The sequence below is a fragment of the Ktedonobacter sp. SOSP1-85 genome, from assembly GCF_016587415.1.
Classification (GTDB): Bacteria; Chloroflexota; Ktedonobacteria; order Ktedonobacterales; family Ktedonobacteraceae; genus Ktedonobacter.
Genome location: NZ_BNJI01000001.1, coordinates 3,433,455 through 3,454,875, shown reverse-complemented (window position 1 = coordinate 3,454,875; position 21,421 = coordinate 3,433,455). Strand labels below are relative to the sequence as shown.

Sequence of the window (21,421 nt, the reverse complement as noted above, 5' to 3'; positions counted from 1 at the left end):
TGAAAGGAAACGCAGATTTATGATTCGAGTTGCCATGGTCAGCTTCTGGCATGTGCATGCAAACGACTATAAGCGCCAGGCCCAGCAGCATCCATCAACACAAATAGTCGCGGTCTGGGACGAAGATGTCCAACGAGGGCGTCGTTGGGCAACAGAGTTAAGCGTCCCTTTCTATGAGAATCTCAATGAGCTACTGAGCCAGCCCGATATCGATGCCATCATCGTCGATACCCCGACCAGCATGCATCATGAGGTGCTCCTGGCTGCGGCACACGCGGGCAAGCATATTTTTACCGAAAAGGTCATTGCGCCCACGCTTCACGAGTGTAACGCTATCATTAAGGCAGTTGAAGAGGCCTCTGTCAAGCTCACGGTCTCCCTCCCACGCCTTAGCGCAGGATATACCCAGGCCATCCAGAGTCTCATCCAGCGCAACGCTTTTGGGCGGTTGACCCTGGCACGTGTACGCCTCTCACACAACGGGGCACTCCCCAACGAGCGTTCACCTCTCGGCTGGTTGCCTGAGCACTTCTTCAATAAAGAGCTATGTGGTGGCGGAGCCATGATCGACCTGGGATGCCACCCCATGTATCTGACGCGCCTCTTCCTGGGCATGCCCGAGAGCGTCAGCGCCAACTACGGCTATGTGACCAGGAAAGAGGTCGAGGATAACGCGCTGGTCTCGCTCCACTACGCGAACGGAGCGATTGGTGTTGTCGAGGCGGGCTTTGTCAATCCATACTCTCCCTTCACTATCGAACTGCATGGGACGGAGGGTAGCTTGCTCTTTGGCACGCCTGAGGAGCAACTCCAGATTCGTAGCCGCCTCTTTGCAGAGGGTCAGCAATGGAACACGATCACCGACCTGCCCGCGGACGCCCCACTGCCCTTCCAGCAATGGGTCAAACATATCGAGGAAGACACGCTCGCCTCCGAAAACATCCAGGCAGCCATTGACCTGACAACGCTGATGGAGGCGGCCAATCGCTCCGCGCAAGAGGGGCACGCCATCAAAATTTCCGAGCTGGCACACTAGACGCAAAGCGCGCTAGTGGTGAGCGGTCAGCAAAGCCATGACCGATCCGGCGCGCCTTTTGAGGGTTGACAGATTCGCAGAGCAGGAGGAGGCTTTCGTGGCAAAAGCGGCTCGAGAACTGGACCGAGGTACCATCCAGGCCTTGCGCAAGCAGGGCGGTCCTTTTCTCTTTGCGCCCATGCAGGCGGAACCTGATGCGCTTGACCGACTTGATATCAGCTTCCGCTGGGGTCATTATGGCATTCGTATACTCCGTTGTCATCTTATCTCCTTTCAGGCGGGACATGTTATTCCCTATCACAAGCACCATAACTACGAGTTTCACTTCATTCCGCGCGGACAGGGGCGCTTGATCCTACAGGATGGAAGCTATCCCCTGCACGCGGGGATGTTCTACCTTACCGGGCCACAGGTATTTCACCAGCAGGAGGCGGGACCTCATGAGGCCATGTACGAACTCTGCCTACACCTGGACATTGTGCCCCTGAAGGAGCCAGACACCAGCACGGAATGGGGTGAGCAATGGGAGATTGTGGAAGCCGATGCCTGTATCCAGCAACTAAGCACTATGGAGGCCAGGCCAGTGCTTGACCAGTATAGTGCCATGAACTGGTTTCTTACAGCCTACCAGGCGTGGCAGGAAGGCGAATTTGGTGCCTTTACCACGATTCGTCAATCCATCATTCAAATCTTGCTGCGCACAGCACGCGTCCAGCATACGTCGCAACATCAACCGTCGCTCCCTTCACGCGATATGAACACGTATCGCTACCAGCTCGCGACACAATATATACGCGACAACTATGCGCGCCCCTTGACGCTCAGTGAGGTCGCAGAGAGCCTGCATATCTGTGGACGCCAATTGCAACGCATTCTGGACCAGTATGCTAACGAGACCTTCAGCGGCTACCTGGAGCGCTATCGCCTGGCGCAATTGTGCCAGGCCCTGACACACTCTGAGCAGACGATTGAGCAGCTAGCATACAACCACGGCTTCTCAAGCGGTAGCTACCTGCACTACGTTTTTAAGAAGCGCCTGGGTATGACACCGGCCCAGTACCGCCAGCGCCAACAGCAAACGTTGGCTAATGGGTACCACGAACCCTGTTAATTTTGCGCGGTCATCCGTTGTAAAGAGTTTAGTGTATGTGATGTGAATCGGCGGCCTTGGGCCGCCAATTCACATCACATACACTACCCGAAAAAAAATTGTGCATGACATTCATAAGGTTCATTCTTCTAAGGAGAGGAAAAAATGACGATTAAAGTTGGACTAATCGGCTGTGGTGGTATCGCCGCCGTTCACGTCGGTGGCTATAATAAATTGACTGATGCGAAAATAACGGCGGTCTGCGATGTCGTAGAGGAAAGCGCACGTATTCGCGCTGAGGAGGCCGGCGGAGCCGATGTCTATACCGATATGGGCAAAATGCTCCAGGAGGCAGATATCGATGCTGTAGACATCTGCCTGCCCCATCACCTGCATAAAGGCGCGATCATTGCCGCCGCGCAGGCAGGCAAGCACATTCTCTGCGAGAAGCCGCTCTGCCTCTCGCTGCAAGAGGCCGACGAGATCCGCCAGGCCGTCGAGGCCAATGGGGTCACGCTGATGTGCGCGCACAACCAGCTCTACATCCCCGCGGTCCAGTACGCTAAGCGCCTGATCGCTGGTGGTACGATTGGCGATATCTATGAAATCCGCACCACCGATTCGTTCTATCACACCTTTGATCCCAAGACCATTGGCTGGCGTGGTCAGCGCCAGTTCATTGGCGGTGGTGAATTGATCGATACGGGCTATCATCCCTCATATCTCTTGCTCTACCTGGCCGATAGCAAGCCCGTCGAGGTCACCGCCATGACGAGCAACCATCGCCTGAGTTTTATGGATGGTGAAGACTCGGCCCAGGTCCTAGTCCGCTTTGAGAATGGTGTGGTCGGCAACATCGTCACCAGCTGGGCCTATGAGCCAGGCGACAACACCGAGAAGTTTGGCATCGTCGGTCAGCGCGGCTACGCCTATAGCAAGGGTAGCGACATCACCTACAAGATGCGTATGAGCGAACCACCTGTGGTGAACACGGTGAAACTCTCGGGCATCAATACCTTCGACGCGGAGATCGCCGACTTCGTCAAATGCCTGCAAGAGCAGCGCCGCCCCATCAACAACCACGAGGATGGCATCAACGTCCTCAAGATCATTCTCGGCGCCTACCAATCAGTCGAGCAGAAGCGCACCATCGAGCTATAGCCCGCTACTAGCGTACACGGCTACTGGCGGTGGCATACCCTTTATAGAATCAAGGTGTGTCGGTGTGGGTTTTCGGGCGGATGCCCGAAAACCCACACCGACACACCTTTACTTTTTGCCGGGTCAGCGGGTTATAATTAAGGGAGGATAATCACAAAAAGCTAATCTGAGAAACGGTGAACAGTGCAGAAACGTCCCCTCTCGCCTCAAGCGCGCTTCTGGCTCCAACAAACGCTTGCGATCCTCTCTCTGATCGTTAGCACCCTGGTGCTGGGCTTGATCTTTCGCTCATGGCCTCTGGCGATTGCCTTTATGCTGCTGCTCCTGGTCCATGAACTGGGGCATCTGCTGGCGCTACGCATCAAGAAATTACCTGCAAGGGGGCCATATTTCATTCCGCTTATTGGCGCGTTCGTGGCCATGCCCAGGCTACGCAAGCCCGCAGATATTACCTTTGTCGCGCTGGCAGGCCCCTTTCTGGGAGGGCTGGGAGCTATTTTCTGCTATGGAATATCATGGTATGTGAGCGCGCGTAGTTGCTACGGTCCTGTCTTTACGAGTATCAATACGCTGATCCCCCGGCTCTGTTTTCTGCTCGATGGGGGACACTTCTGGCTGGTACTGGCAAATGTTGGCTTCTATCTGAATCTACTCAACCTCTTGCCTCTGCACCCGCTGGACGGAGGGCGGGTCGCGCCGCTGATCTCGAAGTGGCTCTTCTTGCTGGGCATTCCCCTGGGTATATTCTTACTCTTTGATTCATTTTCGACCAGGTCGCCCCTGGAGAGCGTCTTTAGCCTGATTACCCTGGTACTAGTTATTGTCAGCGTGACCTTAACCGTCGTTAATATGCGCAAGCCACCCTACCGGGTGCTCCCTGCTCGTGGCCGCACGAAAGTCATAATAGCCGTAGCCTATGTGGCCATGGTGGCCATGCTAGGCTACGGCTGGTGGCTGACCTATCACTTATTGAACATTGTCAACGGGTTCTCGTAGTATATGTAGTATATCCGGTGCCGCTTATACGGAAAGAGAGTCATTTGCTTGCTGAGCACGCCATTCGCTGGCGAGAATGCCATAGACGAGGGTGTCCCACCAGCGTTCTTGCATCCAGCCATTTTCGCGCAAGTGCCCCTCCAGGCGCATGCCTATCTTTTCCAGGACATGCGCTGAAGCAGTGTTTTCGACGACGCATTGCGCGTAGATACGATGCAGGCGTAACTCGTTGAAACCGAAGTCGAGCAACGCGTGCGCAACCTCGGTAGCATAGCCATGGCCCCAGTGTGTGGAGGCCAATTCATAGCCGATATGGGCCTCCCAGGGTTGCGCATGCGTTGAGCGAATACCGCCATTACCGATCAGTGTACTGCTCTCTGGCAAGACCACAGCGAACTGGTAGCGGTAGCGAGGGCGCTCTTCACGCCAGTTAATAAACATCTGCACAAAATCGCGCGCATCCCCTTCTGTGCGGTACGTCCAGGGAGTATAGCGCAGATAGAGTAGATCGTTCTGATAGGCCTGTACGGCCTGCCAATCGTCCTCCTCGAATTCACGCAGTTGGAGACGAGCGGTAGAGAGAAGCATGCAACGATCCCTTATCCTTACTCGATACCAATATCCCAGGCCTGTTGCAGGTCTGCGCGCGAAAAGCACTTAAAGGCCATCAGCGTATGGGTCTTTTCGATGGAGGAGATCTTCTGCATATGCGTCGTCACCACCGTTGACAGATCATCGTACTGCGTCACACGCACCAACGCGACCAGGTCATATTCGCCAGTAACAGAGTACACATCAGAGACGCCGTTAATCTCTAACAGTCGTTGCGCGGTCTCATTGACCTGCCCACGCGCTACATTGATTAACACTATCGCGGATAGCATAGAGTCTCGACCTTGCCCTTTCTTCAAAGTTTGTATGTAGTATTTCTACTCTATCATGCAACACCAGAAACCGACAAGAGAAAGGTGGTGTTGTATTGAATGGGGACGAGCAAAGCGCAACCCCCACTCAATACAACACTATCCCCCAAAATGAAACGTACTTCATCCTTCACATAAGGAGACAAACCCATGTCCACTACCGAAGTATTCTCGCTGGGGGTTGAGGAGGAGTATCAAATTGTCGACCCGACCAGTCGAGAACTGGATTCGATAGCGGAAGAAGTTGTGCAGGAAGCGCAAAAAACACTGGGCAAGGATGTACAACTCGAAATTCAGCTGTCACAGGTCGAGGTCGCAACTCCCGTATGCGCGAGCCTGGCCGAAGTCAGAAATCAGCTTACGCGTTTGCGTAGCGCGGTCATAGACGCAGCCCACGTCTTTCATAAACGCATTGCCTCTTCGGGGACGCACCCGTTCTCCCTCTGGCAAGAGCAACCCTTCACGCCTCGTGCTCGCTACCTGGCTCTTGAACGCGATTACCAACAGCTGGCACGCGAACAGGCCATCTTTGGCTGCCATGTGCATGTCGGCATCAGTCAACGCGAGCTTGGACTCCAAATCATGAACCAGGCTCGGACCTGGCTTTCACCGCTGATCGCGCTTACCGCGAACTCGCCCTTCTGGTGCGGCCTGGATACAGGCTATGCCAGCTATCGCATCCCCCACTGGGGGCGCTGGCCACAGTCGGGCCTGCCACAGCATTTCTCCTCGCTGCGAGATTATGATAATCTGCTCCAACTCCTGGTCAAGACGCGCAGTATCGATGATCCAACCAAGATTTATTGGGATATTCGCCTCTCTGAACGCTATCCTACCGTTGAGGTGCGCATCGCGGACGTCTGTCTGACTATTGATGAAGCGGTCATGGCCACCGCCCTCATACGCGCCCTGATTCGCGCCTGTCACGAGCAGGTGATCCAGGGCCAGCAAGCGGAGCCAATCCGTATGGAGCTCTTACGCATGGCCCACTGGCGCGCCGCGCGCTACGGCCTGGAGGGTGACCTGCTAGATGTGCACATGCAAGAGACCGTGCCCGCGCCAGTCATGATTGAGCGCTTCCTGACCTTCCTGCGCCCATCGCTGGAGGCCTCTGACGACTGGCAAGAGGTTTCGACGCTGATCCAGAAAACGTTGCGTGAGGGCAATGGTGCAATGAGGCAGAGACGGATCTATCGCCAGCGCCAGGAACTGCGCGATGTCGTGGATTATATCGTGCAGGAGACGGCAGAAGGCACTCTGAGGTCACCCATAGACCCATCTATATATCAGTATATCAATCCAGGCCTGAGTGGCGGAGCCGAATCCAATCCAATGTAACTGATTTTGCTGAAAATTTTTGTCCAGACACGTTGCCGCGCTTGGAGGGTCACTCATTGAGCGAAATGACATACCAAGTCGGTAGGGACCAGCTTTAGCGCCTTTCGTAGAGGATCATGCCAGCATGGACCCTACTATGAGAAGGCAGAGGGCATCATCGTGCGCCAGGGAGTAGGTGGTGAGGCAATGACGGCTGGTTCCCAGCCTATTTCACCATAAAGGATCGAACCATCCCAGGTAGGATTTTTATGGAAATAGCGATAGCGCACCTGCCAATGCCGCCCCACTTGCTTCTTCTCATAGCAAGCGGTCACGACGTTGAGATGAAATGCCAGCAACTGCGCATAGTATGGTTGCAAGTTATACTCCATTTCATCTGTATCCAGTGTATGTTCGTTGAACGAGAATTGAATATTAAAGCAATAAGGATACTCTATAACTTCAGGATCCCGCTCCTCCTCTTCAGTGCATTGCACAAGCACAAACATACCCAGCGTCTCAAACTGACAATAGGGTGAGCCCGCGAAAGATTTATCGGTAAAGGGGGGTAAATTAAGAAGCGCACGTATCTCCGTTGCAAGCTGCTGCAATGATTGGTGCGTTTTAATAGAGATCTGCAATGCCATAGAACGGCTCCTTAGCAATACGGAGATTTACGTATACGTTCCATGAAAATATGTAATCAATATCTTACGACTGATAAGGAGCGGTGTCAAGCAGGGGAAAACAGAGAAAATAGTTGCGATGGCAGATTATGACTGGTATACTCAAAAGGATTGAACAGTACTTCCGCAAAAATAGGCGAAAAGAAGAATTCTTCTCTATCACTACTCTCATCTCTATAGACGAAAAACTCAATACCCGGTATGGATGGGAGACTCTGGTGTAACCCGAAATTACCTTGAGCAGGCAGTAAGTAACGCGGCTCTAGACCATCTGAGGATATATGACCACGACAAAGAAGAGCAAAAACACGCGGACGCGACGAAGCATGGCTCCTGTTCCCCCCACATTGATGGGTGCCCCCTGCATTTATGGAGATCGAACGACCTTACAGCACTGGCTCAAGCACTACTGGCAGAAGCTCCAACTTCCCGAACACGAACTGGCTCACCTGGCTATTACCCAGGACCGGCAGGAGTTTATGCGCTGGACGGGGAAACGCCTCAACCTCATGACACTGGGCTGCTATTGCTATGTCACTATGGCGCAGGCTTTACGCAAGGAGTACTGGCACCTGATCTTTATTGAGCCAGATCTGCAACCCAAATCAATCGAGGTCACGGTCGCCCATGAGCTCATCCACCTGGCGGATCGTGTCAATGGCACGCCCCGCAAACACCGGCACCACGGCTATGACTCAATCGCCGCCGACGAGGCGGCTGTGACTGGTTATGGGTTGGAAGAGTTACGCGCGCTCCTCTTTGAAGAGAGCAAACGCCGCGAAGAGATGCGCCGCGCACGCCGCCCCATCCGCTACATCTATGAATGTCCCAGTTGTGGCAAGCAGTATCCGCGTACCCGCCGCTACAGCCGCCCGGTCTCTTGTAGCAGCTGTGATAAACACTATAACCCGCAGTTTCGCCTCCAGGAGAGCAACACAGCCTCGGCATAAATGCCTAGGTAATGGGTGTGGTGCATGCTGGTGGCCTGCAGGCCACCAGCATGCACCACACCCATTACCTAGGACGCTACAACTTAGGCGAGCGAGTAAACGGAGCTGAGGTATACTGAGAGCAGAGAAAAAGGAGAGAGAATCATGGGCTTGCCTCTACAATCGATACGCGTCCTGGACCTGTCTCGCCTCCTCCCGGGCGCCTATGCCTCCCAGATCCTGGCGGACTTTGGTGCCGATGTGATCAAGGTCGAAGATCCCGAGAGCGGCGACTACTCACGCACGCTGCCACCCTATGGACCTGGCAACATGGGCCTCTATTTCATGGCGGTCAACCGCAACAAGCGGAGCATCGCCCTTAACCTGAAGAGTGAGCAGGGGAAAAACCTCTTCCTACGCCTGATCAAAGAGGCGGATGTGCTGCTAGAAAGCTTTCGGCCAGGCGTCATGGAGCGCCTGGGCCTGGGCTATGAGCGGCTGAAACAGGAGCAACCGGGCCTGATCTACTGCGCGGTCAGTGGGTATGGACAGGATGGTCCCTATCAGCAGCGCGCGGGCCACGACCTCAACTATGTAGGCTATGCCGGGCTACTCCACTACCAACGTGATGAGTCGGGGCGCCCGCTTATGCCTCCGACGCAAATGGGTGACCTGGCAGGCGGGGGCCTTATGGCGGTCATGGGTATTCTTACCGCCCTGGTGGGGCGCGCCAGCAGCGGCGAGGGCCGCTTTGTCGACGTGGCCATGACTGAGGGCGTGATGTCACTCATGCCCCTGGCGATGACGGCGTATTTAAATATGGGCAAGGTGCCGATACCTGGTCATTCCTCACTCGATGGTGGACTTCCCTGCTACAATATCTACGAGACGCAGGATGGCAAGCATATTACTCTGGCGGCCCTGGAACCCAAGTTCTGGCACGCCTTCTGCACCAGAATAGGGCGCCTCGAACTCCTGCCGTTTCGCTCGCCCGTTGGACGTGGGGAGCGCGACCAGGCCGTTGAGATACTCACAAACATCTTTAAGACAAAGACGCGTGACGAGTGGCTGGCGGAATTCGCCGACATCGATGCCTGCGTTGGGCCAGTCTACACGCCAGAGGAGGCCATGCAGGATCCCCACATACAGGCCAGGGGCGTCACCTTACAACATGGCGAGGGCGGGACACGCTTCCAGTCTCTGCTCAGTTTCCCGCGCCTCTCGGGCGTTCAGATTGAGCAGCGCTACGCGCCGCCCACACTGGGCGAACATACCGGCGTGATTTTGCGCGAGGCCGGCTATAGTAACGAAGAGATAGAACGTTTACGCGAAGAAGGAGTCATCGCATGACGGAGCACCACCCACGCATTGACCAGGCACGGCAACTACTTCCCGAGCTGCTGAAAGACCTGGAAGCCATCGTCAATATCGATTCAGGGACATATAACAAAGCAGGCGTAGATCAGGTCGGCGCATACCTACAAAAGCGCTTCACAGACCTGGGCTTCTCCACCTCATTTGATTCCCAGCAGGAGTATGGAGACCACCTGATCGCGATCCGCAAGGGAGGCAATCCCCAGGGGGCGCGCGTGCTCCTGATCGGGCATATGGATACGGTCTTTCCCGATGGCGAGGCCGAGAAGCGGCCCTATACCCAAACCATGCTAGATGGCCGAGAGATCGCCAAGGGACCTGGCGTGCTGGACATGAAGGTTGGCTTGCTTATGGGCATGTATAGCGTGGACATGCTGCTCCAGCAGGACTGGAATTCATATCAGAGCATCACCTTTGTCTTTAATAGCGACGAGGAGATTGGCTCGCCTGCCAGCAAGGAGCTGATTACAGAGTGGGCAAGAAAGTCGGATGCAGCCCTGGTACTGGAGCCTGGTCGTACCCTGGAGACAGTGGTTTCGGCACGCAAAAGCTCGGGGCTGTATCGTGTCGAGGTCTGGGGGCGTTCAGCCCACGCAGGCGTTGAGCCAGAGAAGGGCCGCAACGCCATCATCGAGCTCTCGCACCAGGTCCTGGCCATGCAGGCACTCCATGAGAGCTTCCCTGGCGTCTCAGTCAACGTGACCAGCATCCAGGGTGGCGACCGCAAGAACGTCATTCCAGACTATGCCTACTGTGATATGGACGTACGCGCCAGCAACATGCGGGGTATTCACGAAATCGAAGAAGCCATGCAGCGCGCCGTACGCCAGCAGCATATTCCCGAGACGCAGGCTCAGGTAAGCGGCTCGATGCGCAGCCTCCCCTTTGAGCATTCAGAGGTCAACGCATCCCTGATCCGTATGACACAGGAGGCGGGGGCAGAACTGGGCATAGCGATCCATGACGTCGCCAGCGGCGGGGCCTCAGACGCCAACAACACCTCGCCCGTAGGCGTTCCCACGCTCGATGGCCTGGGAGCAGGTGGCGGCCTGGCGCATAACCCGGACGAGTATGTCGAACTTGAGTATCTACCAGAGCGTATCGCCCTGCTCAGCGGGCTGATAGAGCGCATTTGTAGATAGGAAGCATTCAGGAACATATCCTTAGACAAAAACCAACCCCACTCGGGGGCGCAGCGCCCGCTCTCGCGGCTAGCGCTTGCGCGCTCAGGTTTTCGAGAGGCACCACGCATGAAAATTGGCAAAGAGAGTATTTATAACCAGCCAGCAGGCGGCTTCGGCGCGGTAAGCGCCTATGCGCGCCAGCTACAACGCGAGGCCCAGGAGCGTGGAGAGGTCCTTCCGCCTCCGCGCCCTCTCCAGATGGGGGAGCCAGACTTCCTCACGCCCACGCACATCCGCAAGGCCGCCATTGAAGCACTCGAACGCGAAACCATTCCCTACGGCCCACCACCAGGCTGGCCCTGGTTCCGCGAGCTGCTGGCGGAGAAGATCAGGCGCGTCAATGGCTATCATGTCGGCGTCGAGAACGTGGTCACCACGATGGGGGGCACCAACGCCCTGCAATCTATCTTTCACGCCACCGTGGGACCTGGCGACGAGGTGCTCATTCCTGATCCCTGCTGGCCAGTCTACTACACGCAGCTACTGGCCTGTGGCGCGACCGCCGTTCCCTACCGGCTCGATCCCGCCAACGAATGGCTGCCCTCAGTCGCCGAGCTGGAGCAACTGGTCACACCGCGCACGCGCATGCTACTCATCAATACGCCGGGCAACCCCACAGGCGCGGTCTTCCCCCGCGAGCTGATCGCTGACCTGCTGGCCTTCGCCTTGCGCCATGATCTCTATCTCCTCTCGGACGAATGCTATGACCAGATCGTCTTTGAGGGCGAGCACGTCAGTCCCGCTACACTGCTGAGTGCAGAAGAGCTAGAACAGGGGCACTTTATCGGGGTCTATACCTTCTCCAAGACCTATGCCATGACGGGCTGGCGCGTGGGCTATGCTGTGGCTAGCAAGTCCTTAATCAAGTCCATCACAGAGGTCCTGGCCGGTAGCCACACCAACGTGAGCCTGATCGGGCAGCGGGCCGCGGCAGCGGCGCTCACCGGCCCTCAGGACTGTGTTACCACCATGCGCGAGGCCTATCGCCGCAGGCGCAACCTGGCGACGCGGCTACTCAAAGAATATGATCGCTACATCTATACACCCCATGGCGCCTTCTACGCCCTGATCGACGTCCGCGACCGGGCGGGTCGGGTCTCGCGCCGGGACAACCAGTTCGCCCTTGACCTCCTGCGCGAATATAACGTCATGATCGCGCCCGGCAACAGCTTCGGCGCCACCTCAGCCGAGTTTGTACGCATCTCGCTTGCCGCCTCCGACGAGGACGTGGAGTACGGCGTGCGCGCCATCTGCGAATTCGCCGACAAATAAATATAAGTAAGAAGAGACAATCCGGAGATGGCGTCCGCCATCTCCGGATTGTCTCTTCTTACTTATACGCCAGGATGCCGAAGGCTTCAGGGCGCTTGATGACGCGCTTAAAACCGGCCTCTTGCAGGCGCTTAAACGCGCCCTTCGCCACCGTCCCGCTCGACTTGCTCTCCAGGTTGCCTATGTAGTGGAAGAGCCGCCCACCTTTTCTCAGCACGCGGTAAAGCTCGCGGTAGAAGACTGCTGAGTAGAGCTGGCCCGCGAGGCTAAAGACGGGGGGATCATGGACGATGCGGTCAAAGCTGTTATCGTCAAAGGTCGGCACGACCTCGTAGGCATCCCCCATCACCTGGCGAATCTTCGGATTATCAAAGAGCTCGTGGGACCAGGGATTCTGGCGCGCGATATGCTGCGCACCGGGATCAAACTCAATTGTCGTCACCTGCTCGGCGCTTTTGGCGGCGGCAATCGCCGTATAACCCAGACCAGTCGCCGTATCCAGCACGCGTCCCACCACAGGCATCAACGTGGCCATCTTCTTGCGCGTATCCTCCATGGGATCGATATCCACAATGCGGTGCATGGTAAAGCCAGCAATTAGCATGGTAGGCGCGCCACGCGTGGGCATCAGGCTACACATGCGGTTAGTATCCTCAGAGAAATACTGGATGGAGCGGATCTCATTCTCTTCCACCACAAAGCAGTTCACCTCAGAGGCGGCAATCTTCTCTACCTGAGTCCAGCGTAGATGGACTCCGCCAGGAAAGACTACCCCGCTATCTGACAGTTCAACTGTCACATGCGAGAGGCCCAGGTCAGGCGAAATGCTTGTCTGCTCCTGACCGCTTTTATAGGCCGTGCGTAGCTCCCTAGCCTGCATAAAGGCCAGCACAATCGGTGGCTGAGACATGATACAAAGATGCTCCCAAAAATATAATTAAATGGCATATTGCCGCTCATAGAGCACTGAAAATGTAGCATATTTGCTACCTTGGCGCAACAACCATCCCTAACGTCTCAGCTCACAAGCTCACCGCAGGCGCGAAGGAAGGATAATGTGCATGATAATGTTATAATGGGCGGCAAGCTTAGCTATTTCTTGTTGGAGGGAGGATGAGACGCATGCAGATCAGTGAGCCGGCGGAATACGCGCTGCTGGGGCTTTTACAAGCGCGACCAATGCACGGTTATGAAATGTTCCAGGAATTTGAGCGAGGCACGCTGGGCGAGATAATTCATCTTGAGATGAGCCAACTATACGCCTTTCTCAAGAAACTGGAGCGCCTGGGATATATCGAGGCCACCGTAAAAGAGCAGGGAAGCCGTCCGCCACGCAAGGTCTATCACTTACGCGAGGAGGGGAGAGCGCTCTTTCATACCTGGCTGCTAGAGCCAGTGGAGAAGCCGCGCGATATTCGCATCCACTTTTTGATCAAACTCTATTTTCTGCGGCCATACGCGTCCGAGCAGACCATCGCGCTCGTACAGCGCCAGGCCGAGGCCTGTGAGCGCTTCCTTCAGCACCTGGAGCTGCGCCAGCAGGCCAGCATCGATGATAGGCAGGACCCAGAACACTTCTTAGCCCATGTAGTACTACGCAGCCGTATCTATCAGACACGCTCGCTTCTGGCCTGGCTCACGGAATTGACCGCAGAGTTGCGGGATGAGAGCCGCCCAAGCTCTTGATAGCTTCGTGATAAAATGGATGAGCGTCTAATTATCTTATTTACGTGCGCCCTTTCACGGGTAAAGGAGTTTCTCAAAAGAGATATGCTTGAGTAATGGCATAAGGGTTGAGCGGCATGCGTAAAGCCTCAGCAAGGCTTTAGGTGTGAAGCCCGCTGACAAAGGAGCTTGTGATCCTAGCCGAAAGGACCCAAGACCGAACCCTGTGACCTATGCCGACGAGAGAAACCTTCGTCCGAAGCGTCGTTAGATAAGACGGGTGAAATGGCTGACACACCCGACCCAAAATGGGATGGCGGCTGTCCGGCTATGTGTAAATTATGGCTGGAATTGCTCCGAAGTCCGCCCGGCGTATAGGAGGCGAGCTAAGGGTCACTAGAACTTCTTTACTTGGAATGGGGGAACTCTCAAACCGCTTTACTCGACAGAGACGCGAGAATGCTAGCGTGCGGCAGAGAGGGCGGAGGCGGCATAGTAACCGAACGCCACGCTGTAATGGCGAGGACATGGTGAAGGTCCGCCAGGGAAAGACGCTTGACGAGAGGAAGAATGGATGCAGTGAGGAAAGCAGATGACGGTTGGAGTAGTGGCATCATGTTCTCCAGCAGAGTGGGGGATGCCATGCAACAGGTTGTGCTGTGCTCAAACTGGTGCTCTTCACGGGGGCAACCCAAATCCACCACCTCATACGCAAGGGCCGAATAGGTCATGTCGAGTACTGGAAAGCGCAGTGCGGGGAAACTCGCCTGCTGCGTTTGGACGGGGGGAAAGGACGTAAGTCCCTACCTATCCGTACATATTGGAGATAGCAAGCATGTCAGTAGCAATTGTTGTTCATGGTGGGGCGGGAACCATTAGTCTGGAGCGGATCGGTACCGGTATGGCGGGCTGCCACGAGGCGGCACAGGTCGGAATGTGCATTCTTGAGCAAGGGGGCACGGCCCTGGATGCCGTTGAGGCCGCTGTGCGCGCAATGGAAGATAATCCCAACTTCAACGCAGGCACAGGCTCCTGCCTGACCTCTGAGGGCAATATCGAGATGGATGCCGGTATCATGGAGGGACACACCCTTCAGGTTGGCGCGCTTGCGGGCATTGAACTGGTGAAGAACCCGATTGCCCTGGCACGCCTGGTCCTTCAGAGTCCTCATGCCATGCTGATTGGCCGGGGGCCAGCCTCTTCGCCGAAGAACAGGGCGTCACGTTCTGTCAGCTTGAGGACCTGCTCACCGAGCGCCAGTACAACAACTGGAAGCGCGCCCAGGCCCAGGCCCAGCATACGACCGAGGCCGAAGATCTCTTCGAGGAGAAAAAGCATGGAACAGTGGGGGCCGTCGCCGTCGACAGCCATGGGCATCTCGCGGCCGCGACCTCCACAGGTGGCATCATCAACAAGCATCCCGGGCGTGTTGGAGACTCGCCCCTGGTCGGCTGCGGCTTCTACGCGGACACAAACGCAGCCATCTCCTGCACAGGCTATGGAGAAGACTTCACGCGCCTGATGATCGCCAAACGTATCGCGGACGCCGTTGGCACAGGCAAGACGGCCCAGGAAGCGGCCGACGAGGTCATTGCCTTCCTGGGAACTCAGACAAAAGAGACTGGGGGTGTCATCGTCGTCGATAAACACGGCAACACTGGTCAAGCCTGGAACAGCGAAAACATGATGTACGGCTCCGCGCACAACAAATAGGTACATAAAGAAAAAGCGAGGGTGCCATCTGCAGGATGGCACCCTCGCTTTTTCTTTACTTTAATACCATTTGGGCCAGGAAGTAGCCGATGACAAAAAATAGGGCGAATAGCAGCAGACCAGCGACGATCAAGACTGGCATATTCACGCGGTTGGGAGCCTGTTGGGCTTCGGGATAGGGAAGCGCCTGGTCCGTCATGGGAGACTGGGCGAACTGGGGATCTGCCAGGGCGGCAGCAGCCGGGGGGGCATCCGAAACAGCCAGGGAGCCAGGCTCAGAGCGATAGTTGGAGAGCAAGCCTGGCTGTGAGCGCTCCTGGCGGACCCCAGCAGAGGCTGAGCTTAGCTTGCCAGTGCCAGTAGGCAAGACCTGGTGTGGCTTTAAGACATCCTCTGACTTGAAGGTGGACACGGGTTCATAGGGTTCCAGGGCATCGGCAATCGCTTTGAGTTCGCTATAGAGGGCATCTGGGGTCACGATATTTTGAGGATGCTGGCGAATGAGCGCCCGGGCAATCACATCGCAGACCTCAGGCGGCACATTGCGGTGGAAACGCAGGCGGCCATCAGTGGGCGGCTCAACGGAGGTCGCGCCCTGAGGTCGACCCGAGAGCAACTGGTAAAGCAGGATACCGACCGCGCGTGTGTCATCCGCAAGCCGATTCTCGCTCATCTGTCCCCAGGGGGTCTCGGCATCGAGCAGGGCAACTCCATCGGCCCCTACAATGCTCCAGGCATTAAAGTAAGCCATGTCAGGAGGAGAGGCAAAATTGCTTAAGCGCACACTGCCACGACGATCACGTAAAATAGTGGCGGGTGTCAGATCTCCATGACAGACTTTGCGTGAAGAAGTATTGGCGTACATGAGCGCCTGGCAGATCTGGCGACCGAGGTCAGCAATTTGGTAGATAGATGGCTGAGCCTGGAGCAGCGTAGCAAAATCATCGCCGTCTACATATTCCTGCACAATATAGAGGCCATCAGCTTCAGGAATCACATCATATACACCAATGATATTAGGATGTGAGAACTGAGATGTCAGTCGGAGCGAGGCCCGATATGCGGGGATCTGTTCAGCGGGAGCAACCTTGACTGCAACCACACGCTGCAATACCTGGTCGAATCCTTGATAAACAGCACAGACCTGGCCCTGCTTCACCAGACGTTGCAGCAGGTAGCGCCTTTGTATGACTCGACCTGTTTCTACCATAAGCCCCTCGAGATTCTGCATTATTCCTTACGATCTTATTCCGAAACCCAACATCACTGGCGTGCCTAGCGCTTCCCCCATTCGGGGGCAAGCGGTGGCATGGCAAGCGCGCTCAGGGTTTTCGGATCAGAAGTACATGTCATAAATCCTGGAGAGCCAGTGTGACGGCTCCAACCAGGCTGGCATCCACTCCTAGATGCCCTTGCACGACCTTTAGATCCTGGCACACCTCGGGCAGACACAACTGGTGTATCTGCTGCTCCACGGGTTTCACGAGGAGATCGCCAGCCTGGGCGACCGATCCTCCCAGGATAATCATACTCGGATTGACTAGATGCACGATATTAGCAAGTGCGATGCCAAGTGAAGTATGCGCATCCGATACGACGCGCTGTGCAACCTGGTCGCCCTCATCGGCCAGTTGAAAGACCTGGGCAACTGTCAGGCGCTCCGCCTGGTCATGTGTGAGGCGCATAATCGCGGCATGCGTCTCTGTCACCTCAACCGAGAGGCCAAGCGTGGTACTGATAATCGCTCGCGCCGACGCGATGGCTTCAAGATGCCCATAACCACCACAGGAGCAACGGGGGCCCTGCTCTTTCACCAGCATATGGCCAATCTCTCCGGCCATCGAGTTCACCCCGTGATAAATTTTCCCGTTAATGATCAGTCCCCCGCCGATACCTCGCCCCAGGCCAACATAGAGTATCACACGCTCGCCAATACCAGCCCCACGATGATACTCAGCCAGGGCCGCGGCATTTGCGTTATTATCAATAATACAAGGAGCATCAAAGCGCTCAGTGAAATAATCCTGAAGCGGAAAATCGTTCCATCCATGAGCGTGATACAGCCTTCGCACCATGCCACGCGAAGCATCTACCAACCCTCCGACCGCAATCCCTACACGTAAGATGCGTCCGTCCACAAGGCGCTCAGGCGAGGTGACCTCGGCCAGCATCGCCTCCAGTTGCTGCAAGACAGTCGCACTATCAGGAACGACCTCCAGTGGGCGGCTGATACGGAAGAGAATGTCTCCATCCAAATTGGCTAATGCTACCGATTGGCGCAGACCACTACTGCTAATCTCAATGCCTACGACATAGCCGTGAGTGGCAAGCAGTTTGTCTGTAACGCGCTGTGGATGTACCAGCCCTGTGGAAAAAGATCCAGTTGGCATATCGGAAGAGTGCTGTATAGACACGGCGGTTCTCCCTTTCACGCGACCCTTCGCCCACGCGCCTAACGATTTTCCCGAGAAAGATCTTATTCCGAAACCCAACGTCGCTCTCGCGACTAGCGCTCCCCCTATTCGGGGACAAGCGCGCTCAGGGTGTTCGGATAAGCAGTAAGCGACGCAGAGCGGTCTTCTCTAAGGCCCCTTGTGACTGATTAATACAGGTGCTACCGGGCAACAAGGCATACTACCCTACCGGGACAACGTGTTCAGTATATCATACTGGTCGGGCAACGCAAAGGTGCTAGGATGCCTGTCCCAGTTTTGGCATGTTGCATTGTTTTCGCCCTATTGTTACAATACCTGTTACTACTATACTGCGTTAACATACGTCCGCCTATATTTATAAATTTATGGGAGCAGTTTTCCATGGCATCATCTCCTGCCTCCTCCAAGCAGGTCTTTATAGGACCCGGCCTGAGCCGCTTTAAGCTCGTTGTGACCGTTATAGGCATTATTGCTATTACAGCTTTAGTGCTCTGGATTGCTATTCATCAGGGCGCGTCGGTACTGGCCAGCACCATTATCGCCATCCTGTTTATCCTGGGCTTCGCGATCTATCTGCGCATCGTTGCCCCCATCCCCTTTACCATCTCGCTCGAGCCAAATGCCCTGGTCAGACGCAATAAAAGTGGTGAGGACGTTGTCATTCCCTGGGAGAACCTGACTAAAATCAAAGAGGAGTTTTTTCCCAACGGCAAGCGCATCAGCGTCATCGCCTACCGCAAGGTGACAGAGCCTGGCATGAAGGCCAAGGCCTGGGCGGTCTATCGCGACGACGTTACCGACCTCGATGGCCTGGCCGAGGCCCTCAAGCAGAATCATCCCGATACCTGCCAGTGGGAGAGCGAGACTGTTCATGAGTAGTTAATGTTTTGGCTATGTATGATGAGGGCTGTCAGCCTGCGGCTGACAGCCCTCATCATACATAGCCAAAACTTACATATATGCGTGGGCGGCGGAGGCTTTGAAGGAGGCGTAAATCTCCTGGCCCTCGTGCAGGTTCAGGCGCGCGGCGGAGGAGGCCGTGATCTCAGCAGTTAGAGGGATGGGCGCGGACGCCACACCGTCGACGGCCATACTGACACGGACGCGCCCCTCAGAAGGCGAGAGCAGATGGAGCAGTTGCACAATACGCCCCTTGCAACTATTGCGCGCCGAACTCTCGGGGGGGCAGGGTGCAGCGTGATGTCACGCGGCTCCACCACGACATAAATCTCACTCCCGCTCGGGGGCACTCCCTGGCGCTCCTCAAACATGACCGTCAGATCCAATGCTGGCTGAGATTGCGCGATACGCACCACACAAGAGCCGTCGTCCTCGGTACGCAGCAGGCGACCACGTAGAAAGTTCATTCCGACCAGCTCGGCCACATAGGCTGAGCGCGGCTGCTGCGCCAGGTCAAGCTGCGAGCCCTGCTGCAAGACCTGCCCCTGGTCCAGCACCAGGATATGCTGACCAAAGACCAGCGCATCCACATACTGGTGCGTCACAAAGACCGTCGTAATACCCGCCTCAGTCAAGATACGGCGTAGTTCCTGGCGTACCTCGCGCCTCGTCTGTACATCCAGGGCAGAGAGCGGCTCGTCCAATAGCAGTAGCTGTGGCTGTAGAACCAGGGCGCGTGCCAGCGCCACGCGCTGCTGCTGTCCCCCGAGAGCTGGGCAGGATAACGCTGGGCGTAGCCCTCCAGGTGTACCTGTGCCAGCGCCTCAGCAACCCGCAAGCGTATGCGCGAGCGCGCCTCTGCCTGCGCTCGTAAACCAAAGGCAATGTTCTCAAAGACCGTCAGGTGCGGAAAGAGCATATACTCCTGGAAGACATAGCCAAAGGGGCGTGCCTGGGGCGGTAACGCCAATCCGCGCTTGCTATCGTAGTAAACCTGCTTATCGAGGATGATATGGCCTGCCTGAGGCTGCAAGAGGCCCGCCAGTAAACGCAGAACGGTGCTTTTCCCCGCGCCACTCTCTCCAAGCAGCACCGTCGTTGTTCCCTGCGGCACGGCGAAGCTTACATCCAGCGTAAAGGTATCCAGTTGTGTTGAAAGGGAGACATCCAGCATACCGCTAGTGTAGCACAAATCCCCCTACCAGGCTCACGAGCTGGCCTTATAGGAGAACCTTCGCGCCTGCTGCACTCAGGGAAGCGACCACTATATAACAAAAGTATGAGGGCAGAAAAAAGCTTTCCACTTACTTTTTAGCTGTATCCATCCTTGCCTTAGAGAATAAAACATGGTATACTTACAAGTAATTCTAAACAGGCGCTTTTTATCCCTATTGGTACAATCAAGGTACCTGTGAAATGGCAGGTAGGTGAATCCATGGCTACAAAGCCTACAACCTCAACAACATCGGCGCAAGACTCACCAGCGCGCATGTGTCCTCGCTATGAGCACGCGGTTCAGATACTTGGCAAACGCTGGACAGGTCTCTTATTGAACACGCTCCTTAATGGCCCGTGTCGCTTTGGTGAGCTGACCACGGTCGTCGAAGGACTCTCTGACCGCGTATTGAGTGACCGCTTACGCGAATTGGAGAGCGAGGGCATCGTTAAACGCGTTGTCTACCCACAAATTCCTGTGCGCGTCGAGTACCAGCTCACGGAGAAAGGGCACGCCCTTAAACCGGTCGTTGATGCGATCCATCTATGGGCCGAAGACTGGATTCCACTGCGTACAGAAGCCGAAGGCTGCCCCGCCCTGGAAGAACAACCAGAAGAGTCCACACAAATGTAGCCGCGAAAACGTGTTTTCGCGGCACGTTTCTTTCCCCTCTCCAACACCTACAGCATCCACTCCCAGACATAGCAGGCTTCGCTGTGATGTGATACTCTCTCTAAGAGCTGCTCTTCACGAGAACAAAAATTTTCAACTTACACACTGTAGAGGATGGATGTCTATGGAAAATTTATGGGCGCCATGGCGCATGGCCTTTATTCAACCCAAAACTCCACCCAAGCCCGGCTGTATCTTCTGTACCCAGCCAGCCGAAGGGCGCGACGAGGAATATCATATCCTCCAGCGCGGCGAGCACTGCTTTGTAATGCTCAATCTCTATCCCTATAGCAATGGACACCTGATGGTCGCACCCTACCAGCATATCGGCTCACTAGAGGAGCTTGATGCCGCGACGCTAGCCGAGATGATGGCCCTGGCTCAACTCGCCATCAAGGCCCTACGCCTGGCCATGAATCCCGATGGCTTTAATATGGGATTTAATCAGGGGAAGGTCGCGGGCGCGGGCTTCGCGGAACATATTCACTTCCATGTCGTTCCGCGCTGGAACGGCGACACCAACTTTATGCCCGTCCTGGCCGATATCAAAGTCATGCCTGAACACATCGATACCGTCTACCAGCAGCTCAAAGAGGCCCTGGCCAAAGTCCAGAATGGTCAGGAATAAATACGATCCGACGCTGCTAAAGCACGCGTCTACATATGCACATCATATGTAGACGCGTGCTTTAGCAGCGTCGGCCCTCCTATTTGACAAGACGCGTATTTTACCTGTACAATTTCTCTATGTTATACGCGCGTTTATAGAAGCAACTTCTTCATCGTGAAGTTGCTTCCTGTAATTATCATTTGAGACTGAAAGGGCTACGATAACCACCATGCAGGCGAAGA

The 21,421-nt window shown here is 55.6% G+C and carries 21 protein-coding genes and 2 pseudogenes; 14 read left to right on the top strand and 9 right to left on the bottom strand.

The features are described 5' to 3' along the window. Positions 1–19 precede the first annotated feature (19 nt). From KTE_RS14435 to KTE_RS14420, 4 genes are all read left to right on the top strand, one after another. A complete protein-coding gene (locus KTE_RS14435; RefSeq protein ID WP_201381979.1) occupies positions 20–1,036 on the top strand; it encodes a Gfo/Idh/MocA family protein in 1,017 nt (338 codons plus the stop codon). 97 nt (positions 1,037–1,133) lie between these two features. Next, positions 1,134–2,147 (top strand): AraC family transcriptional regulator, encoded by a 1,014-nt coding sequence (locus KTE_RS14430; RefSeq protein ID WP_236600398.1) that lies wholly within the window; start codon positions 1,134–1,136, stop codon positions 2,145–2,147. 144 nt (positions 2,148–2,291) lie between these two features. Then, complete coding sequence (locus KTE_RS14425) at positions 2,292–3,287, top strand: Gfo/Idh/MocA family protein (protein ID WP_201370020.1); 996 nt, start codon at positions 2,292–2,294, stop codon at positions 3,285–3,287. A 183-nt stretch (positions 3,288–3,470) separates the two neighbouring features. Next, positions 3,471–4,283, top strand: a complete 813-nt coding sequence (locus KTE_RS14420) for a site-2 protease family protein (RefSeq protein WP_201381975.1) — start codon at positions 3,471–3,473, stop codon at positions 4,281–4,283. A gap of 24 nt (positions 4,284–4,307) precedes the next feature. On the opposite strand, the gene KTE_RS14415 is transcribed toward KTE_RS14420, so the two are convergent. Both KTE_RS14415 and KTE_RS14410 read right to left on the bottom strand, forming a co-directional pair. Continuing rightward, positions 4,308–4,871 carry a GNAT family N-acetyltransferase gene (locus KTE_RS14415; protein ID WP_201381973.1) on the bottom strand — a complete coding sequence of 188 codons (564 nt, stop codon included), beginning with the start codon at positions 4,869–4,871 and terminating at the stop codon, positions 4,308–4,310. Positions 4,872–4,888: 17 nt separating this feature from the next. After that, complete coding sequence (locus KTE_RS14410; protein ID WP_201370023.1) at positions 4,889–5,167, bottom strand: Lrp/AsnC family transcriptional regulator; 279 nt, start codon at positions 5,165–5,167, stop codon at positions 4,889–4,891. Between the two features lie 189 nt (positions 5,168–5,356). On the opposite strand from KTE_RS14410, the gene KTE_RS14405 reads away from it, so the two are divergent. Then, positions 5,357–6,544 (top strand): carboxylate-amine ligase, encoded by a 1,188-nt coding sequence (locus KTE_RS14405; protein ID WP_201381971.1) that lies wholly within the window; start codon positions 5,357–5,359, stop codon positions 6,542–6,544. A gap of 134 nt (positions 6,545–6,678) precedes the next feature. Here KTE_RS14405 and KTE_RS14400 read toward each other — a convergent pair whose 3' ends face one another. Beyond that, a complete protein-coding gene (locus KTE_RS14400; protein ID WP_201381969.1) occupies positions 6,679–7,170 on the bottom strand; it encodes a hypothetical protein in 492 nt (163 codons plus the stop codon). A gap of 320 nt (positions 7,171–7,490) precedes the next feature. On the opposite strand from KTE_RS14400, the gene KTE_RS14395 reads away from it, so the two are divergent. From KTE_RS14395 to KTE_RS14380, 4 genes are all read left to right on the top strand, one after another. Beyond that, positions 7,491–8,159 (top strand): hypothetical protein, encoded by a 669-nt coding sequence (locus tag KTE_RS14395; RefSeq protein ID WP_201381967.1) that lies wholly within the window; start codon positions 7,491–7,493, stop codon positions 8,157–8,159. 144 nt (positions 8,160–8,303) lie between these two features. Then, on the top strand, positions 8,304–9,488 hold the full coding sequence (locus KTE_RS14390) for a CaiB/BaiF CoA-transferase family protein (protein WP_201381965.1): 1,185 nt from the start codon (positions 8,304–8,306) through the stop codon (positions 9,486–9,488). Next, positions 9,485–10,654: a M20 family metallopeptidase gene (locus KTE_RS14385; protein WP_201381963.1), complete on the top strand. Its 1,170-nt coding sequence runs from the start codon at positions 9,485–9,487 to the stop codon at positions 10,652–10,654. The genes KTE_RS14390 and KTE_RS14385 overlap by 4 nt, the downstream gene beginning before the upstream one ends. Positions 10,655–10,762: 108 nt before the next feature. Further along, positions 10,763–11,968: a pyridoxal phosphate-dependent aminotransferase gene (locus KTE_RS14380; RefSeq protein ID WP_201381961.1), complete on the top strand. Its 1,206-nt coding sequence runs from the start codon at positions 10,763–10,765 to the stop codon at positions 11,966–11,968. Between the two features lie 58 nt (positions 11,969–12,026). On the opposite strand, the gene KTE_RS14375 is transcribed toward KTE_RS14380, so the two are convergent. After that, complete coding sequence (locus KTE_RS14375; RefSeq protein ID WP_201381959.1) at positions 12,027–12,878, bottom strand: methyltransferase domain-containing protein; 852 nt, start codon at positions 12,876–12,878, stop codon at positions 12,027–12,029. A 212-nt stretch (positions 12,879–13,090) separates the two neighbouring features. Here KTE_RS14375 and KTE_RS14370 point away from each other — a divergent pair, with 212 nt between their 5' ends. Together KTE_RS14370 and KTE_RS49565 are read left to right on the top strand one after the other, a co-directional pair. Further along, positions 13,091–13,654, top strand: a complete 564-nt coding sequence (locus KTE_RS14370) for a PadR family transcriptional regulator (protein ID WP_201381957.1) — start codon at positions 13,091–13,093, stop codon at positions 13,652–13,654. Between the two features lie 814 nt (positions 13,655–14,468). Then, positions 14,469–15,346, top strand: a pseudogene (locus KTE_RS49565) (isoaspartyl peptidase/L-asparaginase family protein). A gap of 55 nt (positions 15,347–15,401) precedes the next feature. Here the strand turns inward: KTE_RS49565 and KTE_RS14360 are convergent. Then, the gene (locus KTE_RS14360) at positions 15,402–16,577 is read right to left on the bottom strand and encodes a protein kinase (RefSeq protein ID WP_201381955.1); all 1,176 of its coding nucleotides are present in this window, start codon (positions 16,575–16,577) and stop codon (positions 15,402–15,404) included. Between the two features lie 118 nt (positions 16,578–16,695). Then, on the bottom strand, positions 16,696–17,760 hold the full coding sequence (locus tag KTE_RS14355; RefSeq protein WP_201381953.1) for an ROK family protein: 1,065 nt from the start codon (positions 17,758–17,760) through the stop codon (positions 16,696–16,698). Between the two features lie 402 nt (positions 17,761–18,162). Here KTE_RS14355 and KTE_RS14350 point away from each other — a divergent pair, with 402 nt between their 5' ends. Further along, complete coding sequence (locus tag KTE_RS14350; protein WP_201381951.1) at positions 18,163–18,660, top strand: hypothetical protein; 498 nt, start codon at positions 18,163–18,165, stop codon at positions 18,658–18,660. 72 nt (positions 18,661–18,732) lie between these two features. Here KTE_RS14350 and KTE_RS49560 read toward each other — a convergent pair whose 3' ends face one another. The 3 genes and pseudogenes from KTE_RS49560 to KTE_RS14335 form a co-directional block, all read right to left on the bottom strand. Then, positions 18,733–18,924 (bottom strand): TOBE domain-containing protein, encoded by a 192-nt coding sequence (locus KTE_RS49560; protein WP_201381949.1) that lies wholly within the window; start codon positions 18,922–18,924, stop codon positions 18,733–18,735. Beyond that, on the bottom strand, positions 18,834–19,430 hold the full coding sequence (locus tag KTE_RS14340; protein WP_201381947.1) for a hypothetical protein: 597 nt from the start codon (positions 19,428–19,430) through the stop codon (positions 18,834–18,836). The genes KTE_RS49560 and KTE_RS14340 overlap by 91 nt, the downstream gene beginning before the upstream one ends. Continuing rightward, positions 19,431–19,855: pseudogene (locus KTE_RS14335) on the bottom strand (ABC transporter ATP-binding protein); the annotation flags it as partial. Positions 19,856–20,116: 261 nt separating this feature from the next. Here KTE_RS14335 and KTE_RS14330 point away from each other — a divergent pair. Together KTE_RS14330 and KTE_RS14325 are read left to right on the top strand one after the other, a co-directional pair. After that, entirely contained in the window at positions 20,117–20,530 is a 414-nt protein-coding gene (locus KTE_RS14330) for a helix-turn-helix domain-containing protein (RefSeq protein ID WP_201381943.1), read from the top strand. Positions 20,531–20,693: 163 nt separating this feature from the next. Next, positions 20,694–21,197, top strand: a complete 504-nt coding sequence (locus tag KTE_RS14325; protein ID WP_201381941.1) for an HIT domain-containing protein — start codon at positions 20,694–20,696, stop codon at positions 21,195–21,197. Positions 21,198–21,421: the final 224 nt, after the last annotated feature.

Bases quoted from the DNA above. Each gene is read 5' to 3' on its own strand.
- KTE_RS14380 (WP_201381961.1), top strand. From the start codon at position 10,763: ATGAAAATTGGCAAAGAGAGTATTTATAACCAGCCAGCAGGCGGCTTC.
- KTE_RS14410 (WP_201370023.1), bottom strand. From the start codon at position 5,167: ATGCTATCCGCGATAGTGTTAATCAATGTAGCGCGTGGGCAGGTCAAT.
- KTE_RS14325 (WP_201381941.1), top strand. From the start codon at position 20,694: ATGGAAAATTTATGGGCGCCATGGCGCATGGCCTTTATTCAACCCAAA.
- KTE_RS14415 (WP_201381973.1), bottom strand. From the start codon at position 4,871: ATGCTTCTCTCTACCGCTCGTCTCCAACTGCGTGAATTCGAGGAGGAC.
- KTE_RS14390 (WP_201381965.1), top strand. From the start codon at position 8,304: ATGGGCTTGCCTCTACAATCGATACGCGTCCTGGACCTGTCTCGCCTC.
- KTE_RS14405 (WP_201381971.1), top strand. From the start codon at position 5,357: ATGTCCACTACCGAAGTATTCTCGCTGGGGGTTGAGGAGGAGTATCAA.
- KTE_RS14425 (WP_201370020.1), top strand. From the start codon at position 2,292: ATGACGATTAAAGTTGGACTAATCGGCTGTGGTGGTATCGCCGCCGTT.
- KTE_RS14360 (WP_201381955.1), bottom strand. From the start codon at position 16,577: ATGCAGAATCTCGAGGGGCTTATGGTAGAAACAGGTCGAGTCATACAA.
- KTE_RS14395 (WP_201381967.1), top strand. From the start codon at position 7,491: ATGACCACGACAAAGAAGAGCAAAAACACGCGGACGCGACGAAGCATG.
- KTE_RS14385 (WP_201381963.1), top strand. From the start codon at position 9,485: ATGACGGAGCACCACCCACGCATTGACCAGGCACGGCAACTACTTCCC.
- KTE_RS14330 (WP_201381943.1), top strand. From the start codon at position 20,117: ATGGCTACAAAGCCTACAACCTCAACAACATCGGCGCAAGACTCACCA.
- KTE_RS14350 (WP_201381951.1), top strand. From the start codon at position 18,163: ATGGCATCATCTCCTGCCTCCTCCAAGCAGGTCTTTATAGGACCCGGC.
- KTE_RS14375 (WP_201381959.1), bottom strand. From the start codon at position 12,878: ATGTCTCAGCCACCGATTGTGCTGGCCTTTATGCAGGCTAGGGAGCTA.
- KTE_RS14435 (WP_201381979.1), top strand. From the start codon at position 20: ATGATTCGAGTTGCCATGGTCAGCTTCTGGCATGTGCATGCAAACGAC.
- KTE_RS14370 (WP_201381957.1), top strand. From the start codon at position 13,091: ATGCAGATCAGTGAGCCGGCGGAATACGCGCTGCTGGGGCTTTTACAA.
- KTE_RS14400 (WP_201381969.1), bottom strand. From the start codon at position 7,170: ATGGCATTGCAGATCTCTATTAAAACGCACCAATCATTGCAGCAGCTT.